The organism is Marinifilum sp., from assembly GCF_965230805.1.
Taxonomy (GTDB): domain Bacteria; phylum Bacteroidota; class Bacteroidia; order Bacteroidales; family Marinifilaceae; genus Marinifilum.
In genome coordinates this window covers 3,135,831-3,153,183 of record NZ_OZ246019.1, presented here as the reverse complement: position 1 = coordinate 3,153,183, position 17,353 = coordinate 3,135,831, and the positions used below count along the sequence as shown (strand labels likewise).

At 35.7% G+C, this 17,353-nt stretch carries 13 protein-coding genes; 9 read left to right on the top strand and 4 right to left on the bottom strand.

Annotated elements, in window-relative coordinates:
* Positions 1 to 53 precede the first annotated feature (53 nt).
* The 6 genes from ACO05S_RS12755 (at position 54) to ACO05S_RS12730 (ending at position 8,062) form a co-directional block, all read left to right on the top strand.
* On the top strand, positions 54 to 1,001 hold the full coding sequence (locus ACO05S_RS12755; RefSeq protein WP_421918391.1) for an NAD(P)H-dependent flavin oxidoreductase: 948 nt from the start codon (positions 54 to 56) through the stop codon (positions 999 to 1,001).
* On the top strand, positions 1,002 to 2,240 hold the full coding sequence (locus ACO05S_RS12750) for a M16 family metallopeptidase (protein WP_421918390.1): 1,239 nt from the start codon (positions 1,002 to 1,004) through the stop codon (positions 2,238 to 2,240). It abuts the gene before it with no gap.
* 2 nt (positions 2,241 to 2,242) lie between these two features.
* The gene (locus ACO05S_RS12745; RefSeq protein ID WP_421918389.1) at positions 2,243 to 3,547 is read left to right on the top strand and encodes a M16 family metallopeptidase; all 1,305 of its coding nucleotides are present in this window, start codon (positions 2,243 to 2,245) and stop codon (positions 3,545 to 3,547) included.
* A 187-nt stretch (positions 3,548 to 3,734) separates the two neighbouring features.
* Positions 3,735 to 5,984: a RelA/SpoT family protein gene (locus ACO05S_RS12740; RefSeq protein ID WP_421918388.1), complete on the top strand. Its 2,250-nt coding sequence runs from the start codon at positions 3,735 to 3,737 to the stop codon at positions 5,982 to 5,984.
* Between the two features lie 101 nt (positions 5,985 to 6,085).
* Complete coding sequence (locus tag ACO05S_RS12735; RefSeq protein ID WP_421918387.1) at positions 6,086 to 6,544, top strand: Fur family transcriptional regulator; 459 nt, start codon at positions 6,086 to 6,088, stop codon at positions 6,542 to 6,544.
* 246 nt (positions 6,545 to 6,790) lie between these two features.
* Positions 6,791 to 8,062, top strand: a complete 1,272-nt coding sequence (locus tag ACO05S_RS12730; protein ID WP_421918386.1) for an adenylosuccinate synthase — start codon at positions 6,791 to 6,793, stop codon at positions 8,060 to 8,062.
* 143 nt (positions 8,063 to 8,205) lie between these two features.
* Here ACO05S_RS12730 and ACO05S_RS12725 read toward each other — a convergent pair whose 3' ends face one another.
* Together ACO05S_RS12725 and ACO05S_RS12720 are read right to left on the bottom strand one after the other, a co-directional pair.
* Positions 8,206 to 8,742 (bottom strand): DUF6515 family protein, encoded by a 537-nt coding sequence (locus tag ACO05S_RS12725; protein ID WP_421918385.1) that lies wholly within the window; start codon positions 8,740 to 8,742, stop codon positions 8,206 to 8,208.
* Between the two features lie 863 nt (positions 8,743 to 9,605).
* Entirely contained in the window at positions 9,606 to 11,153 is a 1,548-nt protein-coding gene (locus ACO05S_RS12720) for an MFS transporter (protein ID WP_421918384.1), read from the bottom strand.
* A gap of 186 nt (positions 11,154 to 11,339) precedes the next feature.
* On the opposite strand from ACO05S_RS12720, the gene ACO05S_RS12715 reads away from it, so the two are divergent.
* From ACO05S_RS12715 to ACO05S_RS12705, 3 genes are all read left to right on the top strand, one after another.
* Positions 11,340 to 12,758, top strand: a complete 1,419-nt coding sequence (locus ACO05S_RS12715; RefSeq protein WP_421918383.1) for a nicotinate phosphoribosyltransferase — start codon at positions 11,340 to 11,342, stop codon at positions 12,756 to 12,758.
* A gap of 32 nt (positions 12,759 to 12,790) precedes the next feature.
* Positions 12,791 to 13,924, top strand: a complete 1,134-nt coding sequence (locus tag ACO05S_RS12710; RefSeq protein ID WP_421918382.1) for an alanine racemase — start codon at positions 12,791 to 12,793, stop codon at positions 13,922 to 13,924.
* Between the two features lie 111 nt (positions 13,925 to 14,035).
* Complete coding sequence (locus ACO05S_RS12705; RefSeq protein WP_421918381.1) at positions 14,036 to 14,488, top strand: DUF2062 domain-containing protein; 453 nt, start codon at positions 14,036 to 14,038, stop codon at positions 14,486 to 14,488.
* A gap of 122 nt (positions 14,489 to 14,610) precedes the next feature.
* On the opposite strand, the gene ACO05S_RS12700 is transcribed toward ACO05S_RS12705, so the two are convergent.
* Both ACO05S_RS12700 and ACO05S_RS12695 read right to left on the bottom strand, forming a co-directional pair.
* On the bottom strand, positions 14,611 to 16,341 hold the full coding sequence (locus ACO05S_RS12700) for an ABC transporter ATP-binding protein (RefSeq protein WP_421918380.1): 1,731 nt from the start codon (positions 16,339 to 16,341) through the stop codon (positions 14,611 to 14,613).
* A complete protein-coding gene (locus ACO05S_RS12695; protein ID WP_421918379.1) occupies positions 16,334 to 17,347 on the bottom strand; it encodes an ABC transporter ATP-binding protein in 1,014 nt (337 codons plus the stop codon). Before ACO05S_RS12695 ends, ACO05S_RS12700 begins: the two co-directional genes overlap by 8 nt.
* Between the last annotated feature and the right edge of the window lie 6 nt (positions 17,348 to 17,353).

Here is a 17,353-nt window from a genome sequence, read left to right as displayed (position 1 = left end):
GAAAAACTCATGGCTCTTGTGTCTTTTTTGATTGTATACTAATTGAATAAAAAATGACAAATAGAATTACATCTCTTTTTGGAATAGATATTCCCCTTGTTCAGGGAGGAATGGTTTGGTGTTCGGGTTGGAAATTGGCTTCGGCAGTTAGTAATGCAGGAGGATTAGGCCTGATTGGTGCAGGATCTATGCATCCTGAAACCTTTAAGGAACATATTCAAAAAACAAAATTGGCTACTTCGAAACCTTTTGGTGTGAATGTTCCTTTGCTTTATCCTGAAATGGATAAAATCATGAATATCATTATTGATGAGAAAGTAAAAATTGTTTTTACATCTGCAGGAAGTCCAAAAAAATGGACTCCCTTTTTAAAAGAGCATGGAATTACAGTGGTTCATGTTGTTTCGAGCGCATTTTTCGCTAAAAAATGTGAGGATGCTGGTGTAGATGCAATTGTTGCAGAAGGGTTCGAAGCTGGTGGTCACAATGGACGCGAGGAAACAACCACTATGGCATTGATTCCATCGGTTCGCAAAGCAACCAGTTTACCTGTAATCGCTGCTGGTGGCATCGGTTCTGGTCGGAGCATGCTGGCAGCCATGGTGCTCGGAGCCGATGGTGTTCAAATGGGAACCCGCTTTGCTGTATCTGAAGAATCTTCAGCTCATATCGATTTTAAAAAATCAGTTGTTGAACTGGGCGAAGGCGGAACCAAACTGGCACTTAAAAAACTTGCGCCTACCCGACTCATTAAAAACCAGTTCTTCGAACAAGTAAATGATGCAGAGTGCAGAGGTGCTTCTCCTAAAGAAATGAGAGACCTACTTGGTAAAGGGCGTGCTAAAAAAGGCATGTTCGATGGAAATCTTGAAGAAGGTGAGTTGGAGATTGGACAAATATCAGCCTTGATCTCTAAAATACAATCGGTAGAAGAGATCGTAAAGGAAATCAAAACAGAATACAAAGAAGCACTTTCAGGGCTTGATAAATTCAAAATCTAAATGATAGAGTTCGATAAATTTACACTTGCCAATGGCTTGAGGGTAATTGTTCACAGGGACGAAACCACACCGATGGCTGCTATCAACCTTTTGTATGATATTGGTTCGAGAGATGAAGATCCAGAACGAACCGGTATTGCTCATCTTTTTGAGCATTTAATGTTTGGAGGATCGGTGAATATTCCCAACTATGATGAGCCTTTGCAAATGGTTGGTGGCGATAACAACGCTTGGACCAGTAATGATGTAACCAACTATTACCTAACAGTTCCGAAAGACAATTTGGAGACTGCCTTTTGGCTGGAATCGGACCGAATGCTGAGTCTGGCTTTTAGCGAGAAAAGTCTGGCAGTACAACAAAATGTAGTTATCGAAGAGTTCAAACAAAGATATTTTAACCAACCTTATGGTGATGTTTGGTTGCATTTAAGGCCTTTGGCTTACAAAGAACACCCTTATCAATGGCCAACTATTGGCAAATCGATCGAACAAATTGAAAAAGTACAACTGGATGAAATAAAAGAGTTCTTTTTTAAGCATTATGCTCCCAACAATGCAATTCTTGTAGTTTCGGGTAATGTTGAACCCGATCATGTAAAGCTGTTGACAGAAAAATGGTTTGGATCAATTGAAAGTCGTGAAATTGCAAAACGCAATCTGCCTAAAGAGCCCAAACAAAAAGAATTCAGGAGCCTGCATTTGGAACGTAATGTTCCATTCGATGCCATTTACATGGCATTTCATATGGCTGGCCGAACCGATGACGAGTTCTACTCAACCGATCTGGTTTCTGACGTCTTATCTAACGGACAATCTTCAAGGATTTTTCAAAAACTGATAAAAGAACAGAATCTATTCTCATCGATTGACGCTTATCTTTCTGGTGATTTTGACCCAGGTTTATTCCTGGTTACCGGTAAATTAAGCAAGGGAGTTTCGTTTGAGGAAGCAGAGGCTGCAATTTGGACAGAATTGAATAAAATGGCTGCCGAAAAAGTATCTGATTATGAGCTTCAGAAGGTAAAAAACAAAATCGAATCAAGTCTTATCTTCTCCGAAATCAGTTACCTAAATAAGGCTATGAACCTTGCAACACATGAATTACTAGGCGATGCCAATGATATTAATACTGAAGTTGATAAATATCGTAACGTGAGTGTTGGTGATATTCAAAACACATCCGCAAAACTCTTCAGAAAAGAAAATTGTTCAGTTCTATATTATCACTCAAAGAAATAGGAATGGAAAAATTATATCGAAATACAGCTCCGAAATTTAAAACGGTTGATGATATCAAAATTTTAGGAGACTCGAGATACAGACTAAGTAACAACATTCCTGTGCATGTAATTAATGGTGGAAGTCAGGAAGTATTAAAGATTGAATTTATTTTTGATGCAGGCATTTGGTTCCAGGAGTCACCCTTGGTGGCAAGCATGGCCAATAGTATGCTAAACGAGGGAACCAATAAATACAGTGCAGCGGAAATTGCAGAACATTTCGATTTTTACGGGGCTTATATTGGTTTTTCGGCCGCCAAACACGATGCCAGTGTTTGCCTCTATACTTTAAGCAAGTACTTATCAGAAACTTTAGAAATTACGGAAAACCTGATCAAGGATTCAACATTTCCTAAAAAAGAATTTGACACCGTTTTATTGAATAAAAAACAGCGCTTTCAAATTGAACATCAGAAAACGAATGTTCTTGCAAAAGATAAGTTCAGCTCTTTAATTTATGGGAAGCATCATCCTTACTCCAATATTATAGATGAATCAGAGTTCGACAGATTGGATCTTAACACAGTAAAGGAGTTCTATAAAACTCATTACACTGCGAATAATTGTAAAATTATTGTTGCAGGGAAAGTGGATCAGTTAGTAATTGATGAATTGGAAAAAATGTTTGGAAAAGAAGCATGGTCTCCAAAAACTGAGATCATCAAAGCGAATCATGAAATCGTTTTATCGAAAGAAAACAAAACATTCGTATGTAAGGAAGATGCGATTCAAGCCTGTATCCGGATTGGTCGACCTATTTTTAATAAAACGCATAAAGATTATACAGCACTTCATATTTTCAACCTAATTCTTGGAGGATATTTTGGGTCTCGCTTAATGCAAAATATTCGGGAAGATAAAGGATATACTTATGGCATCAACTCCATTATTATTTCTCATTTAAAAGGAGGCCACTTTGTAATTGTTACCGAAGTTGGCACCGATGTATGTAAGGATACAATTGCTGAAATTTACAAGGAAATTAAACGCTTAAGAGAAGTTTTAATCTCTGAGGAAGAGTTGGACCTGGTAAAAAATTACATTCTAGGTGAAATGCTTCGTAATTTAGATAGCCCCTTTGCTCTTTCCGAAAGTCTAAAAGGAAATCTCCCGTTTGGTCTGGATAACTCATACTATCAGAAATTCATCAAAGAGCTTAAAAATGTGGATGCTGATAAAATCAAGCACATAGCCAATATCTATTTTCAGGAGGATGATCTCAAATTAGTAGTTTGTGGACCAAAGAATTGCAAAAACTCCATCTAAAATAAATTCAAACAAACAGGTTAAATCATGAAATTAATTATGGTTGAACTGGCTTAAAATAACTTACATTTGAATCATACATAAAAATGGCTTAAACTTTAAGTTGAACAAAACGATAAAAAATAGTTAGATTTCGCTACATTTAAGAATTACTACTAAAACTAACAAACAAGAGAACCGAGTTTTTATGAATGTAGAAACCACAAAAGATAAACAACTAGTCCTTGATGCCTACGAAGCACTATTGAAAGACTGCAAACGAAGTCAAGCACAAGAGAGTCGCAGAATGATAGAGAAAGCTTTTCAATTTGCATGGAAAGCGCATCGTGGTGTAAGAAGAAAATCAGGAGAACCTTATATACTGCACCCTATTCAGGTTGCACATATTGCTGCAAAAGAGATGGGACTTGGAACAAAATCCATCGTAGCAGCTTTACTTCACGATGTTGTTGAAGATACGGATTACACCATTGAAGATATTGAAAATCTGTTTGGAGAAAAAGTCGCACAAATTGTTGATGGTCTCACAAAAATAAAAGGTGTATTCGATCAGAAAACCTCAATGCAAGCCGAAAACTTCCGTAAGATGTTGCTTACCCTATCCGATGATTTACGTGTAATCCTGATAAAAATGGCAGATCGCTTGCACAATATGCGAACACTTAGTTCAATGCCCCTGCGTAAGCAAATGAAAATTGCTGGTGAAACTCTTTTCTTATTTGCACCTTTGGCCCACAGAATGGGTCTTTACACCATTAAAACCGAACTGGAAAACCTGAGTCTAAAGTACGAACATCCCGAAGATTATAATTCCATAGCCGAAAAGATAAAAGAACAGGAAGCCAAACAAAGCGAGCTCATCGGAGAAATTATTGCTCCAATTGAGCTAAAACTTGCCGAGAACAGTATTAAATGCACCATTAAAAACCGTCCTCGGTCTATTTATTCCATCTGGAATAAAATGCAAACGCAAAATGTAAGTGTTGAAGAAATTTATGATTTGGTATCGGTTCGAGTAGTTTTTAAACCCGATGATAGTATTCCGGAGAAAAATCAGTGCTGGAATATATATTCTTTAATTACTGATATTTATAAACCCAAACCCGAACGAATTCGCGACTGGGTAAGTACTCCAAAAGCTAACGGATACGAAGCCTTACATGTTACAGCAATGGGGCCAAAAGGAAATTGGGTTGAATTTCAAATCAGGACAGAAAGGATGGATGACATTGCAGAAAAAGGTTTTGCAGTCCATTCTAAATACAATACAAATGGTTCGGGTGATTCGGAACTTGACAAATGGCTAAAGGATGTTCGCGAAATCCTTGATAATCCGGAAGCCGATGCAATGGCTTTTTTGGATGAGTTTAAACTGAACTTGTTCTCGCAAGAAATACAGGTATTTACCCCGAAAGGTCAGATTAAGACCTTACCGAAAAATGCAACTACATTAGACTTTGCTTACGAAATTCATACCGATATTGGGAACCAGTGTATAGGAGCAAAAGTAAATCACAGACTTGTTCCGCTTAGTCATGTTCTAAAAAGTGGTGATCAAGTGGAAATTCTAACCTCCGAAAAACAATCTCCCAAACACGAATGGATGGATTTTGTTGTCACTGCCAGAGCCAAGTCTAAAATTAAAACCGCATTTAAAAAAGAAAGAAAAGAATACACCAGCAAAGGCTCACAAATGATTGAAGATAAACTTCTTGAGACTGGTCTTCAGTTGAACGCAAAGTCTTATCGAAAAATGCTGGAACATTATAAACTATCGGGCAAAGAGGAACTGTTCTATAAAATTGGCATGGGAAAAATCGATATCAATGATATTGAAGCAGTTGTTCGAAGAAAATCCAGAAGTAAATTTATCAAATATTGGCGTTTGAACTTCTTTGGAAACAATGAAGAAAAAGAGGAAAAAATTGTTGAAAGAGAAGAGAAAGGTGATAAACCAACCATTGACAAGAAAAAAACACTCATGCTTAGCGAAATGGCTGCCAATGAATCTTATAAAATCGCAGCTTGCTGTAAACCCATTCCAGGAGATGAAGTTCTAGGACATCTCGACATGAACAATAACATTACCATTCACAAGCGAAAATGTCCGAATGCCTTAAAACTAATGTCGAGTCAGGGTGATCGAATCTTGGCAGCAGATTGGACAAGCCATCGATTAATGTCTTTCCTTGCTGTTATTGAGCTATCTGGTATTGATAAAATTGGAATTGTGAACGAGGTAACCAATATCATCTCCAAAGATCATGACGTGAATATGCGATCTCTTCACTTCGAAAGTCACGATGGCATTTTTGAAGGTTTAATTCACCTATATGTGCACAATACTGAAGATCTTAATAATCTTATCGTGAAATTGATTAAGATCAAAGGGCTTGATAATGTGAAACGTATAGAAAACATTGAAGAATACTCCTAAATAAAATTTATTCTAAATAACATCTCATTTCTAAAAAAAATTACTATTTTAGAGCCATTATTTTAAATTAGATTAGATAACACCTAGGCTATTTTTTAGATATGAGCAACGAAGACACTAAAGAAATTGTTAAGAAGATGTTTACAGAATATCTTCAGAAGAAGGGACACCGAAAAACCCCGGAAAGATATGCTATTTTAGACGAGATATATTCAAGAGAAGGACATTTTGACATTGAGTCTTTATACATATTTATGAAAAACAAAAATTATCGTGTAAGTAGAGCAACTCTTTATAATACCATTGATTTGCTTCTTGATTGCAAGCTTGTAATCAAGCATCAGTTTGGAAAAAATATTGCTCAATTCGAAAAAGCCTATGATAGCAACAAGCACGATCATTTAATTTGTACTCGCTGTGGTAAAGTACTTGAATTTTGTGATACAAGGCTTGATGATGTAAGAAGAAATGTTTCAGACGATATGGACTTTAAAGTATCGCATCATTCATTATATATCTACGGAATTTGTCAAGACTGTAGAAAACTAGAAAACAACTAAGTTTATCAACAATTATATATCTCTGAAAACCTCTAAAATAAAGAGGTTTTTTTGTATCTATACATTTTATCAACAAGCAAAATTTTCTTCAAACCCATTTCAAAATAATTACTACCTTTGACTGTTAAAACTTGTAAGCACTCTTCAAGCTTTAACCACGATACCGAACCGTTTTACAAATCCAAGCCAAAAACAAATCGGTTTCGGAAACTAGATTATAAGGTTTAAATCAAATTATTAGACGAAATGAAAGTTGATGTACTTTTAGGCCTCCAGTGGGGAGATGAAGGTAAAGGAAAAGTTGTGGATGTACTGACCCCAAAGTACGACTTAATTACCCGTTTTCAGGGCGGACCAAATGCAGGACATACCCTGGAATTTAACAAGATAAAACACGTATTACATACCATTCCATCTGGAATTTTTCGTGATGACAAAATCAATGTTATTGGTAACGGTGTTGTGATCGATCCTGTAATCTTCAAAAAGGAGATTGAAGGAATCAAAAAATTAGGTATCGATTTATCGAAGTCATTATTTATCTCAAAAAAAGCACACCTTATCTTGCCATCTCACAGAATTCTTGATGCTGCCTCGGAAGCTGCTAAAGGAAAATCTAAAATTGGTTCTACACTTAAAGGTATTGGTCCAACATACATGGACAAAACGGGTAGAAACGGTTTAAGAGTTGGTGACATCAACAATAATTTTAAAGAAAAATATGAACTGGTAGTTGCCAAGCACCGCCAAATGCTTGACAAGTTCTACGAGTTCGATTATGATATTGCAGAGTACGAAGCTGATTGGTTCGAAGGAGTTAAAGCTCTTAGCGAATTCCAATTAATCGACAGCGAACAATTTTTAAATGACGCACTAAAAGATAACAAGTCAATTCTTGCCGAAGGTGCTCAAGGTACATTATTGGATATCGATTTTGGTTCTTACCCATTTGTAACTTCATCGAATACGGTTTGTGCAGGTGCTTGTACCGGTTTAGGTGTTGCTCCTAACCGAATTGGAAATGTAATCGGTATCTTTAAAGCTTATTGTACACGTGTTGGCATGGGACCATTCCCAACCGAATTGTTTGACGAAGACGGGCAAAGATTAAGAGACAATGGTAACGAATATGGATCGACTACAGGACGTCCCAGACGTTGTGGTTGGCTAGATTTGGTTTCTTTGAAATACTCCATCATGATTAATGGTGTTACCGAATTAACCATGATGAAGTCGGATGTGATGGATAATTTTGAAACCATTAAGATTTGTACCTCTTACAAGGTAAATGGCAAAGAAGTTGAGCATGTTCCTTACGAAATGACCGATGATATCGAACCTGTTTACACAGAATTTAAAGGATGGCAAACAGATATGACTGCCATGACTCATGAAAACGAATTTCCTGAAGAATTCAATGCTTATATTGACTTTATCGAGAAAGAAACCGGAGTTCCGGTAAAAGTTGTTTCGGTTGGTCCTAACCGCGCTCAAACTATTGACAGAATGATTGATTAAAATCATCATATACAAGAAAGAGCTTGTCCAAAAAGTAAGTTTATTTAGAGTCATGTTGAACTAAGTGCAACATCCGATTCTCAATGATATAGATTTTTCGTTTTCCTCACATTAATGTTATACTTTTTAGACAAGCTCTTTTCTTATACTTCCTCTACAACCTGAAATACTCTTGACCCATTCTTTAAAACAATGCGCTCATAAAACACTTTATCAACCACATAAAATGTTTTCCCTTTTTTCGTAACTAGCTTATAACCATTTGGCAAATCATCCACTTGTATTCCAACTGGAGGTGTAACAATTTCATACTTTTTACCTACCGAAATGTAATAAGTTCCATAATGATAAAAGTAATGGCGACCATTTAAGACTATTCGCACATGTTTTGCAGGTAGTACCTTAAGCCTAACTCCTATGGGTGCCGCAACAATTTTGTATCCACAGGTTGATTTTTTATAATAGATCCCATTAGCATGATAAAAAATACCCTTGTTGTGCTTCACTCTGCGTGCCGAATTCATATACAACACATGAGTTCCTTTTGCAGGATATTTTTTATATCGCTTGTGCTTAACCACAACTTTCTTGTAAACTTTCTTTGCCTCTGCTTTATCAGGCATTACTACTCCACCCGATAACATAAACAACACGATAAATATTCTATGCAAGTCTTTCATCTGTTTGTTATTTTCTATTTGTAAGATGGAAGCCATAAGATCAAAATAATCATTACAATGTATGTATAATAATAACTTTAATCATGCTCGTTTCATAAAGCAAAATTTTTATTTATCTGATGCATCACTAATAAAAAGGTTGCGAGGAGTTTTATGCTTCGTTTACTAATAAAACGTCTAGAAGTTATTTTACCCTACATGGTTTTATCAATTCATGAATATTGAATCAATGTGCTTTTATTAACAAGCATAAAAAAGTTGCCATTTTATTGTCAGCTTTATTATTATAACGTGAGTTCGACGTAAAATTCTATCCACAGAAAGTTATATTTGGGATAGATTTGCATTAAAAATTTGGAAAGAATAGCGTGCTATTTTGAGGAATTTTTAATGTGAAGATGTCGTAAAGAGAACTTTCCATTATGTGTTTGCCTGCTTTAGGCATAAATTTCCTCAAACCTTCTTGAAATATCCCGATATTCCTTCGAAAATTTGAGAAAATTTCTACTCAAAATCAGTGCAAACTGTGAACGAATTTTACGTCGAACTCACGTTATTATGCCAGTTTTATAATAGAATGAGTTTTGAATTATTTTGAGAATTTTGACTGTATTCAATGCGAAAATAGTAGCAAAGCCTTAGCTATGGCTATATTTTTTAGTGAGAATAAACTCAAAAGAACAAATAGTAATATATTAGGTTAGAATACTTTGACTTGAAGCATTAGACTAATGCCATCGTATTCTTAGGCTAATTGTTTATCTATTCTCTGCGCTTACGATAATAGATAAAAGAAAACCGCCTTAAACTCAATGTTCAAGGCGGATTTATAAATAATAAATTATTCTAAAAACGTCAATTTCTTAGCTAGGTAATTCCAAACCATAGTTTTGAGCTCTATCAGCTTTCTTAAGAAGGAATGATAAAAATATTGAAATTACACCACAACCCACAAGAACCAAAATAGGAATAGTATAGTCTTTAGCTTGACCTTCTGGTATTCCTTGATTAACAAAGTCAAGTAACGCTCCAATACCCCAAAAGAATAGTCCAAGTCCCCAGTTTTGTAGGGTAAACATTGTAGCGTAAGCAGTACCCAATCTGTTTTCAGCCACAATTTTAGCAACTGAAGGCCACATAGCAGCGGGAACCAACGAAAATGCCACACCTAAACTTAATAGACCAAAATACGCTATCACTACACTGTGTAGAACTGAAAGAGACACGTGAGCAAATATCAATAACAATGATCCAAGAATCATTAATGAAGCAGCCTTTCCTTTTTTATCAACAATATTTCCAAAAATTGGAGTAAATATAATCGTTCCAAGGGGAATTAAACTTGCTGTTTTCGCACCATTGTTCAACCAAATAGCAAGAATATCCTTCATGATAAACAAATAAATGAGAAATCCCGCTAATGCACCAATCTTAAATAGGGTTCGAAAATTCTTGTTTTCAAAATTATTTGGAACTACAGCAAATAGTATTGCAAATAAGAAAAATACGATATAAACACTTGCTGCTCCTATGGCTTTACTTCCAAACAAAATAACTTCACCTGCCTGAGGCAATTCCTGAGTAAAACCAAATTTGTTAATTAACAAATCAGGAGCATATTGCATAAATGGAAAAATTGCAGCATAAAATGTTACGCAAAGAAGAGCAATGTACAAGAATGATTTATTCTTAATTAAAGTAATTAGATCAGAAAATTTAAAATCTTCATCAGTATCACAAACCTCTCCACTTTTTTCAGAACTAATAGCCTTCTCTTGCCTATCCAATTTAACATCAAATACTGTATAAATTAAAAACATTATAAGAGACACACCAATTAAGCCTGCTGCAAAGGTAACAGCAGGTGAAACATGACCACCAGCAATATCAAGAGACAAAGCAGTTCCCATAGCACTACCTAAACGTCCAAAACCCATATTTATGGCCATAGCCAAAGCAAGATCATATCCTTTAAACCATTTTACAATGGTTCTAGTAGCAACAACGCAAATAACTTCAAGACCAGATCCAAATAAAATCCTACCTACAATAATTGCATTTAACATGGTACTTTTATCTGCACCAAATATTCCTGCCGCACCCATAGCCGAAATTGCTCCACCCAGCACTGCAATTCCTCCAAAAACGATTCCAGCTATTCTAATTCCCCACTTGTCAAGCATAATACCACCAATAATAATCATACCACACATATTGGCGACAGTTGTTAAACCAAGTATTCTTCCAAATTCTTCACTAGAAAAGCCCATTTCAGTTTCCATTAATCCTTTCAAGCCTGAAAAGAAATCTTGAAACCAATAGGTACTAAACGTTAAACCTGATAAAAGGATCAACATAGCCCATCTCATAGCAGATGAATCACGCAGTGTTCTTCTTATTACTTCTGTCATGTTTGTATTTTTAAGTTTAAGATTTTATTGTTTTAGTAAATTATTCTAAAGCTTGCTAAATTAAGATTAATCCTCATAGAATCAAATAGTATCCATCCGCTTTAACTTATCTATATTGATTCCACACTTCGGGTTTGTAAGACAGATAATCCCTATATTTGAGGTGATTATTTTTAAATAAATTCGATGAATACATTAACGGAAAATGCAGGTTTATATACTGATTTTTATGAGCTAACCATGGCTCAAGGCTATTATTTAAGCGGTAAAGAACATGAACAAACAGTATTCGATTACTACTATCGTACTAATCCATATAAAGGCGGATACCTTATTTTTGCAGGTCTCTATGATCTTTTAAAAATCTTGCAAAACTTTAAGTATGACAGTAAAAACATAGAATTTTTAAGAAAGGCTGGCCTGCGTAAGGAATTTTTGGATTATTTAAATGATTTTAAGTTTACAGCAACAATTTACAGTGTTCGCGAAGGCGAAATTGTTTTCCCAAACGAACCTATTGTGCGTGTGGAAGGAAACATCATCGAGGCTCAGTTAATCGAAACGCTTCTTTTGAACTATCTGAACTTTCAATCCCTTATTGCAACCAAAGCATGTCGTATCAGAAATGTAATTGGCGAGAAAGCTTTCGCTGATTTTGGTTTAAGAAGAGCTCAAGGCTTAGGAGGAGTGCATGCTTCTCGCGCCGCAGCCATAGGCGGAGCCGATACTACATCGAATGTGTATAGTGGTTTTAATTACAATATACCCGTTACCGGAACTCAAGCTCATGCATGGGTACAAAGTTTTGAGGATGAATTGGAAGCTTTCAGAAAATATGCTGAGATCAACCCAACAAGCACAGTGCTTTTGGTTGACACTTACAATACGCTAAAATCGGGGGTTCCAAATGCCATTACTATTGCCAAAGAATTGGAAGCAAAGGACTTCAAACTTGTTGGCATTCGCTTAGACAGTGGCGATTTGGCTTACTTAAGCAAAAAAGCCAGGAAAATGCTTGATGATGAGGGCTTGGAGTATGTTCAGATTTTTGCTTCAAATCAGTTAAACGAATACGTGATTAAAAGTTTGAACGAACAGGGAGCAAAAATTGATGGATATGGTATCGGAACCGAATTGGTAACTGGCAAAGATACCGGAGCTTTAGATGGTGTTTATAAATTGGTTGAGAACAATGGAAATCCTCGATTGAAAATATCAGAGAATGTTGAAAAGATTACTATGCCGGGGCGCAAAAAGTTGATTCGTTATTTTGATAAGGATGGGATGTTTTTTCGTGATGGAATTTTAACTGCTGAAGAAGAGAATACAGATAAGATTTACCACCCATTCCATAAAGACAAAAACACCCTTATTTCGAACTGTAGAGCCGAGGAATTAACTGAAAAAGTAATGGAAAATGGTAAAATTTTAATCGATAATAAATCCCCCAAAGAGATCAATCAATATTTACAACAAAGATTCAATCAGCTGCCCGATGAGCACAAGCGTTTTATCAGCCCACATATTTACAAGGTAGGAATATCTAAAAACTTGCTTGAACTGAGAGACAATATGTTGAAAGATATTAGAGAGAGAATAAAATAGATCGCAAGTTAAAGCCAAAATTAAGTATACACGTGAAAACACTTAATAATCAAATTATACGCCCAAGCTTACTTCTTGACAAACAAAAATGCATCAGCAATATAGAAGCTATGATTACAAGGGCACAGAAAGCCAATGCTCGATTGCGTCCTCATTTTAAAACGCATCAATCTGTCGAGGTGGGAAATTGGTTTAAAGAAAGGGGTGTTGATTGCATTGCGGTTTCATCCGTTGAAATGGCAAAGTATTTTGCAGATCATGGCTGGGAGGATATAACGATAGCCATTCCTATAAATGTTCGTGAAATTGATTTGATTAATGAGTTGGCTTCGAAGATCCACTTAAATCTTGTTCTGGAATCGAGAGAGAGTATTCTTTACCTGGAATCTGAACTGCAACACTCAGTAGGCATTTTTATAAAAATAGATGTGGGTTACCACCGATGTGGAATTCCATCAGAGGCCATAGGTTCCATTAAAATCTTAACTGATTTAATGAAGGAAGCTGAGCAATTACGATGTAAAGGTTTTCTTACTCATAACGGTCACAATTACAAAGCTAAAGATCAAAACGAAATTCACAATAACCATAGCAAGACTTTGCTCAGCTTGAATGAACTTAAGGATGTATTCCGAAATGAAATTCCAAATATCCAGGTTTCTCTTGGTGATACTCCAGCATGCAGCATTAGCAAAGAGTTTTATGGCATTGATGAACTTCGGCCAGGTAACTTTGTGTTCTATGACATCATGCAATACGTTTTGGGTTCCTGCGAAGAAAATGAAATTGCTGTTGCAATGGCATGCCCTGTTATTGCCAGAAATATCGATCGCAAGGAGTTGGTCATTCATGGTGGAGGTATTCATTTCTCAAAAGAATTTATCGAAGCCGACCAGGATGGAACAAAGCTTTTTGGCAGTTTGGTCCGAATAACAGAAAATGGATGGAGCGAAATTCTTGGAGGAGGTTTTTTAGCAGAACTTTCGCAAGAACATGGCATTATCCGCTGTAGCGATATTCTTTTCGATGAATTTACCATTGGTGATATTATCGGCATTCTGCCCGTACACTCCTGCATGACAGCCAACTTAATGAGAAAATATCTTTCGACAGATGGCACATGGATTAGCACGATGAACAGCGAACAACAAACAATTGATAATTAAGATACTCTTAATGATTGTATAAACTAAAGGAATCTTATTTTTTGTAAATCGGAATACAATTCGAACATTTTTATTTCCGGTTTGTTTCTTTGCAAAGAGATCTGGGCAAATATGAATTATCAGGCATATATAGAAAAATTTAGACCTTCAAGAATTAAGAAAGCAATTGTTACGGAAATTACAGCCGCCAATAATTCTAACTCGGTAATTGCTCTTTCGCTTGCATTGGGTGCGTTCATAGCATTTTCCCCAACCTGGGGGTTTCAAACGGCATTGGCAATTTCTTTAGCAATACTGCTGCGCCTTAACAAAGTTCTGGTTTTAGTAACGGTAAATATTAGTAGCATTCCGCCACTAATTCCTTTAATTCTTATTGCAGGCTATCAATCCGGAGCTTTCATCTTGACTGGTCATTTTCAAACTGAAGTTCCTGATTTAATGAATTTAAAAACTTTAGGTGAAAACTACTTGCAGTTTGCCCTTGGTTCCTTAGTTGTAGCCAGTGGAGTTGGAAGTCTTTTTTACGTGGTGATATTCTTGTTATTGAAAAGGTTCAGAACATGAATCACAGCATAAAAATAAATTTCACCTAAGTAATTTTTCTCACTTCGAAGAGCAATCGTTATATTCCATCCATGATATCATTCCATTACAAACATGAAACAAGTCTCATTCTTTGTCCTTCTTTAATTCAATTGTTTTTCTAACATTTTAGCAAAAACGCCATGCTTCATTTTTAAAAATTCCGGATCGCCTCTTTCTACAACTCCACCATTCTCTAGAACAACAATTTGATCTGCGTTGGCAATTGTTCTCATCCTATGAGCAATTATAATTACCGTTTTATTTTTTATTAATGCAGATATACCTGATTGGATTTTTGTTTCATTTTCAACGTCTAAAGATGCCGTAGCCTCATCAAGAAGAACAATTGGGGCATTCTTTAGTAATGCACGAGCAATTGAAATTCGTTGGCGCTCTCCTCCTGAAAGAGTTTCTCCATTTTCACCAATAATTGTTTTGTAACCATCTGGCATCTTACTTATAAAATCATCACATTGTGCCAATTGGGCTACACGCTTAATTTCCTCTTCAGATGCATTGCGCTTCCCAACCCGAATATTGTCTTCAATTGTAGTGTTAAATAAAACCACATCCTGAAAAACTACTGAATAGTACTGTAATAATACTTCCGGATCAACCCTGCTAATGTCCTTTCCTCCCAAATAAATTTTTCCTGAATTTATATCCCAGAATCGCGCTGCTAATTTAGCAACAGTACTTTTCCCTCCACCCGATGGTCCTATGAGTGCAGTAATCTCTCCTTGTTTAGCTATAAACGAAACATTCTTAAGGGTTTGTTTTCCTTTTTCATACGAAAAATCAACATTTTCAAAAGCAATATCATAATTCACAGGGATAAACTCTGAATTTCCATTTTGAATGGGTAAAGAATTCATTTCCTTCATTCGATTGATGCGAATATCCAGGTAATAAAGTGCTGTTATATTATTAAACACCTCGTTAATAGGATCGAATATCCGAGAAGCTACTATTAAGAATATCAAATAGGTGAAAACATCAAGAGTTCCTGATACAAGTATCTCAGCTCCAACAATTATCACACTAGCCATTCCTAATTTCAAAAAAGCATGAGAACCATTTACCATTGCACCTGCAATAAGTTCTCCATGCATTAATTGTTTCTCATAAGCTTCTAGCTTTAGGTTTAATTTATACAAATAAGCATCTTCCAAACTATAAGATTTTATCTCTTGTATGGTATCTATACCCTCCTGTATATGTTCTGTCACGTCTCTTTTTTTGAGATAGTGTTTTTGATTTTCTTTATGAAGAATCTTTTTTGATAATAGAATTATAAAAAAGGCAAACGGAACTACCCAAAATAATGCCAAAGACAATTGCCAGTTATAGATAAACAAGCCTAAGGCAATTAATCCCAAACTAATAAATGATGCAAATAACTGAGGCACAGCATGAGAAAAAGTATGTTCTAATTCTGTACTATCTTCCATTATTGTAGAAGTTAAATCAGACAGATTTTTTTCACCAAAAAATGCCAGTGGCAATGTTCTTAACTTTTCAGCAAGAGAAATTCTTCTATTGGCACTTTCATCGTACACCTTAGTGTAATTACTTCTGTATTGAAGTAAAGCAATAAACCAGCTTACAAGCATAAATGAAATCCCAATTAAAATATAATACCAAAATAATCCTTTAGGATGTATTCCGGAAGGATCAATTATTGGCCGAAGAAAATCTTCCAAAAACATGAATACATAAATAGCCGGTAACATTAATGCCATATTTAGGAGTGTTGTAAAAAATACTCCTTTTGTAAAATCCTTAGCTCCCTGAACTGATAGAGCAAGTCGTTCTTCTAAAAATCTATACATACTGAGCCTCCTTTCCTATTGTCCATTGCGCTGAGCGCTGATATTCTTTCCACATACTAGCGTAAATCTCATTTTTATTCAACAGTTCCTGATGTGAACCTTGTTCAACAATTTTTCCTTTATCAATCACAAGTATCTCATCAACATCTTGAACGCCTGTTAAGCGATGTGCAATCATTAAAACAGTTTTATTCTTGCATAATAACTTCAAAGCTTCTTGTACTAGATGTTCATTTTCCGGATCTGTAAAAGCTGTAGCCTCATCAAGTAATACAATCGGTGCATTTTTTAAGATTGCTCTTACCAATGAAATTCGTTGTTGTTCTCCTCCTGACAGATAAGTTCCATCAACTCCTATCTTTGTGTTTAATCCATTAGGGAGCTTATTAATAATTTCACGAGATCTTGTTAAATCCAATAGCCTTTCAACTTCCTCTTGTTTTGCCTTAGGATTACCTAATTTAATATTCTGTAGAATACTTGCTTTAAAAAGCTTAGTATTTTGAAACACAAATGATACTTGTTTCATTAAAACTTGAGGATAAATATCTTTAACATCCATACCACCTATACAGATTTGTCCTTTATCGACATCCCAGAATCTTGGAATTAAACGTGCAATACTTGTTTTGCCACCACCTGAAACTCCAACCATTGCCACTGTTTTTCCTTCAGGAACAGTAAAACTCAAACCATCAACGGCATTTTTATTAGCATCTGGATATTTAAATACTACATTTTTAAAACTTATGCTATTTCCTCTTATCTTTTGGGAAGTCTTTTTAACCGGAAGTTGTTCAACATTTGTTAAGTCCTGAAGCCTGCAGACCGCTTCTTTCGCCTGTCCGAGTGCTTGCTGAAGATACATACTTCTCATTATGCTCTGCCCAAAAACAGGGGTAATTAAAATGTAAAAGAACAAGTTAGAAATAATAGAGCTTGCAGACGCCGAAGTATTTATAAGAGAAACTGCAGTGGGTACGAGTATATATCCTAAAATCCGCATGTAAAA

Bases quoted from the DNA above. Each gene is read 5' to 3' on its own strand.
- ACO05S_RS12755 (WP_421918391.1), top strand. From the start codon at position 54: ATGACAAATAGAATTACATCTCTTTTTGGAATAGATATTCCCCTTGTT.
- ACO05S_RS12750 (WP_421918390.1), top strand. From the start codon at position 1,002: ATGATAGAGTTCGATAAATTTACACTTGCCAATGGCTTGAGGGTAATT.
- ACO05S_RS12745 (WP_421918389.1), top strand. From the start codon at position 2,243: ATGGAAAAATTATATCGAAATACAGCTCCGAAATTTAAAACGGTTGAT.
- ACO05S_RS12740 (WP_421918388.1), top strand. From the start codon at position 3,735: ATGAATGTAGAAACCACAAAAGATAAACAACTAGTCCTTGATGCCTAC.
- ACO05S_RS12735 (WP_421918387.1), top strand. From the start codon at position 6,086: ATGAGCAACGAAGACACTAAAGAAATTGTTAAGAAGATGTTTACAGAA.
- ACO05S_RS12730 (WP_421918386.1), top strand. From the start codon at position 6,791: ATGAAAGTTGATGTACTTTTAGGCCTCCAGTGGGGAGATGAAGGTAAA.
- ACO05S_RS12725 (WP_421918385.1), bottom strand. From the start codon at position 8,742: ATGAAAGACTTGCATAGAATATTTATCGTGTTGTTTATGTTATCGGGT.
- ACO05S_RS12720 (WP_421918384.1), bottom strand. From the start codon at position 11,153: ATGACAGAAGTAATAAGAAGAACACTGCGTGATTCATCTGCTATGAGA.
- ACO05S_RS12715 (WP_421918383.1), top strand. From the start codon at position 11,340: ATGAATACATTAACGGAAAATGCAGGTTTATATACTGATTTTTATGAG.
- ACO05S_RS12705 (WP_421918381.1), top strand. From the start codon at position 14,036: ATGAATTATCAGGCATATATAGAAAAATTTAGACCTTCAAGAATTAAG.
- ACO05S_RS12700 (WP_421918380.1), bottom strand. From the start codon at position 16,341: ATGTATAGATTTTTAGAAGAACGACTTGCTCTATCAGTTCAGGGAGCT.
- ACO05S_RS12695 (WP_421918379.1), bottom strand. From the start codon at position 17,347: ATGCGGATTTTAGGATATATACTCGTACCCACTGCAGTTTCTCTTATA.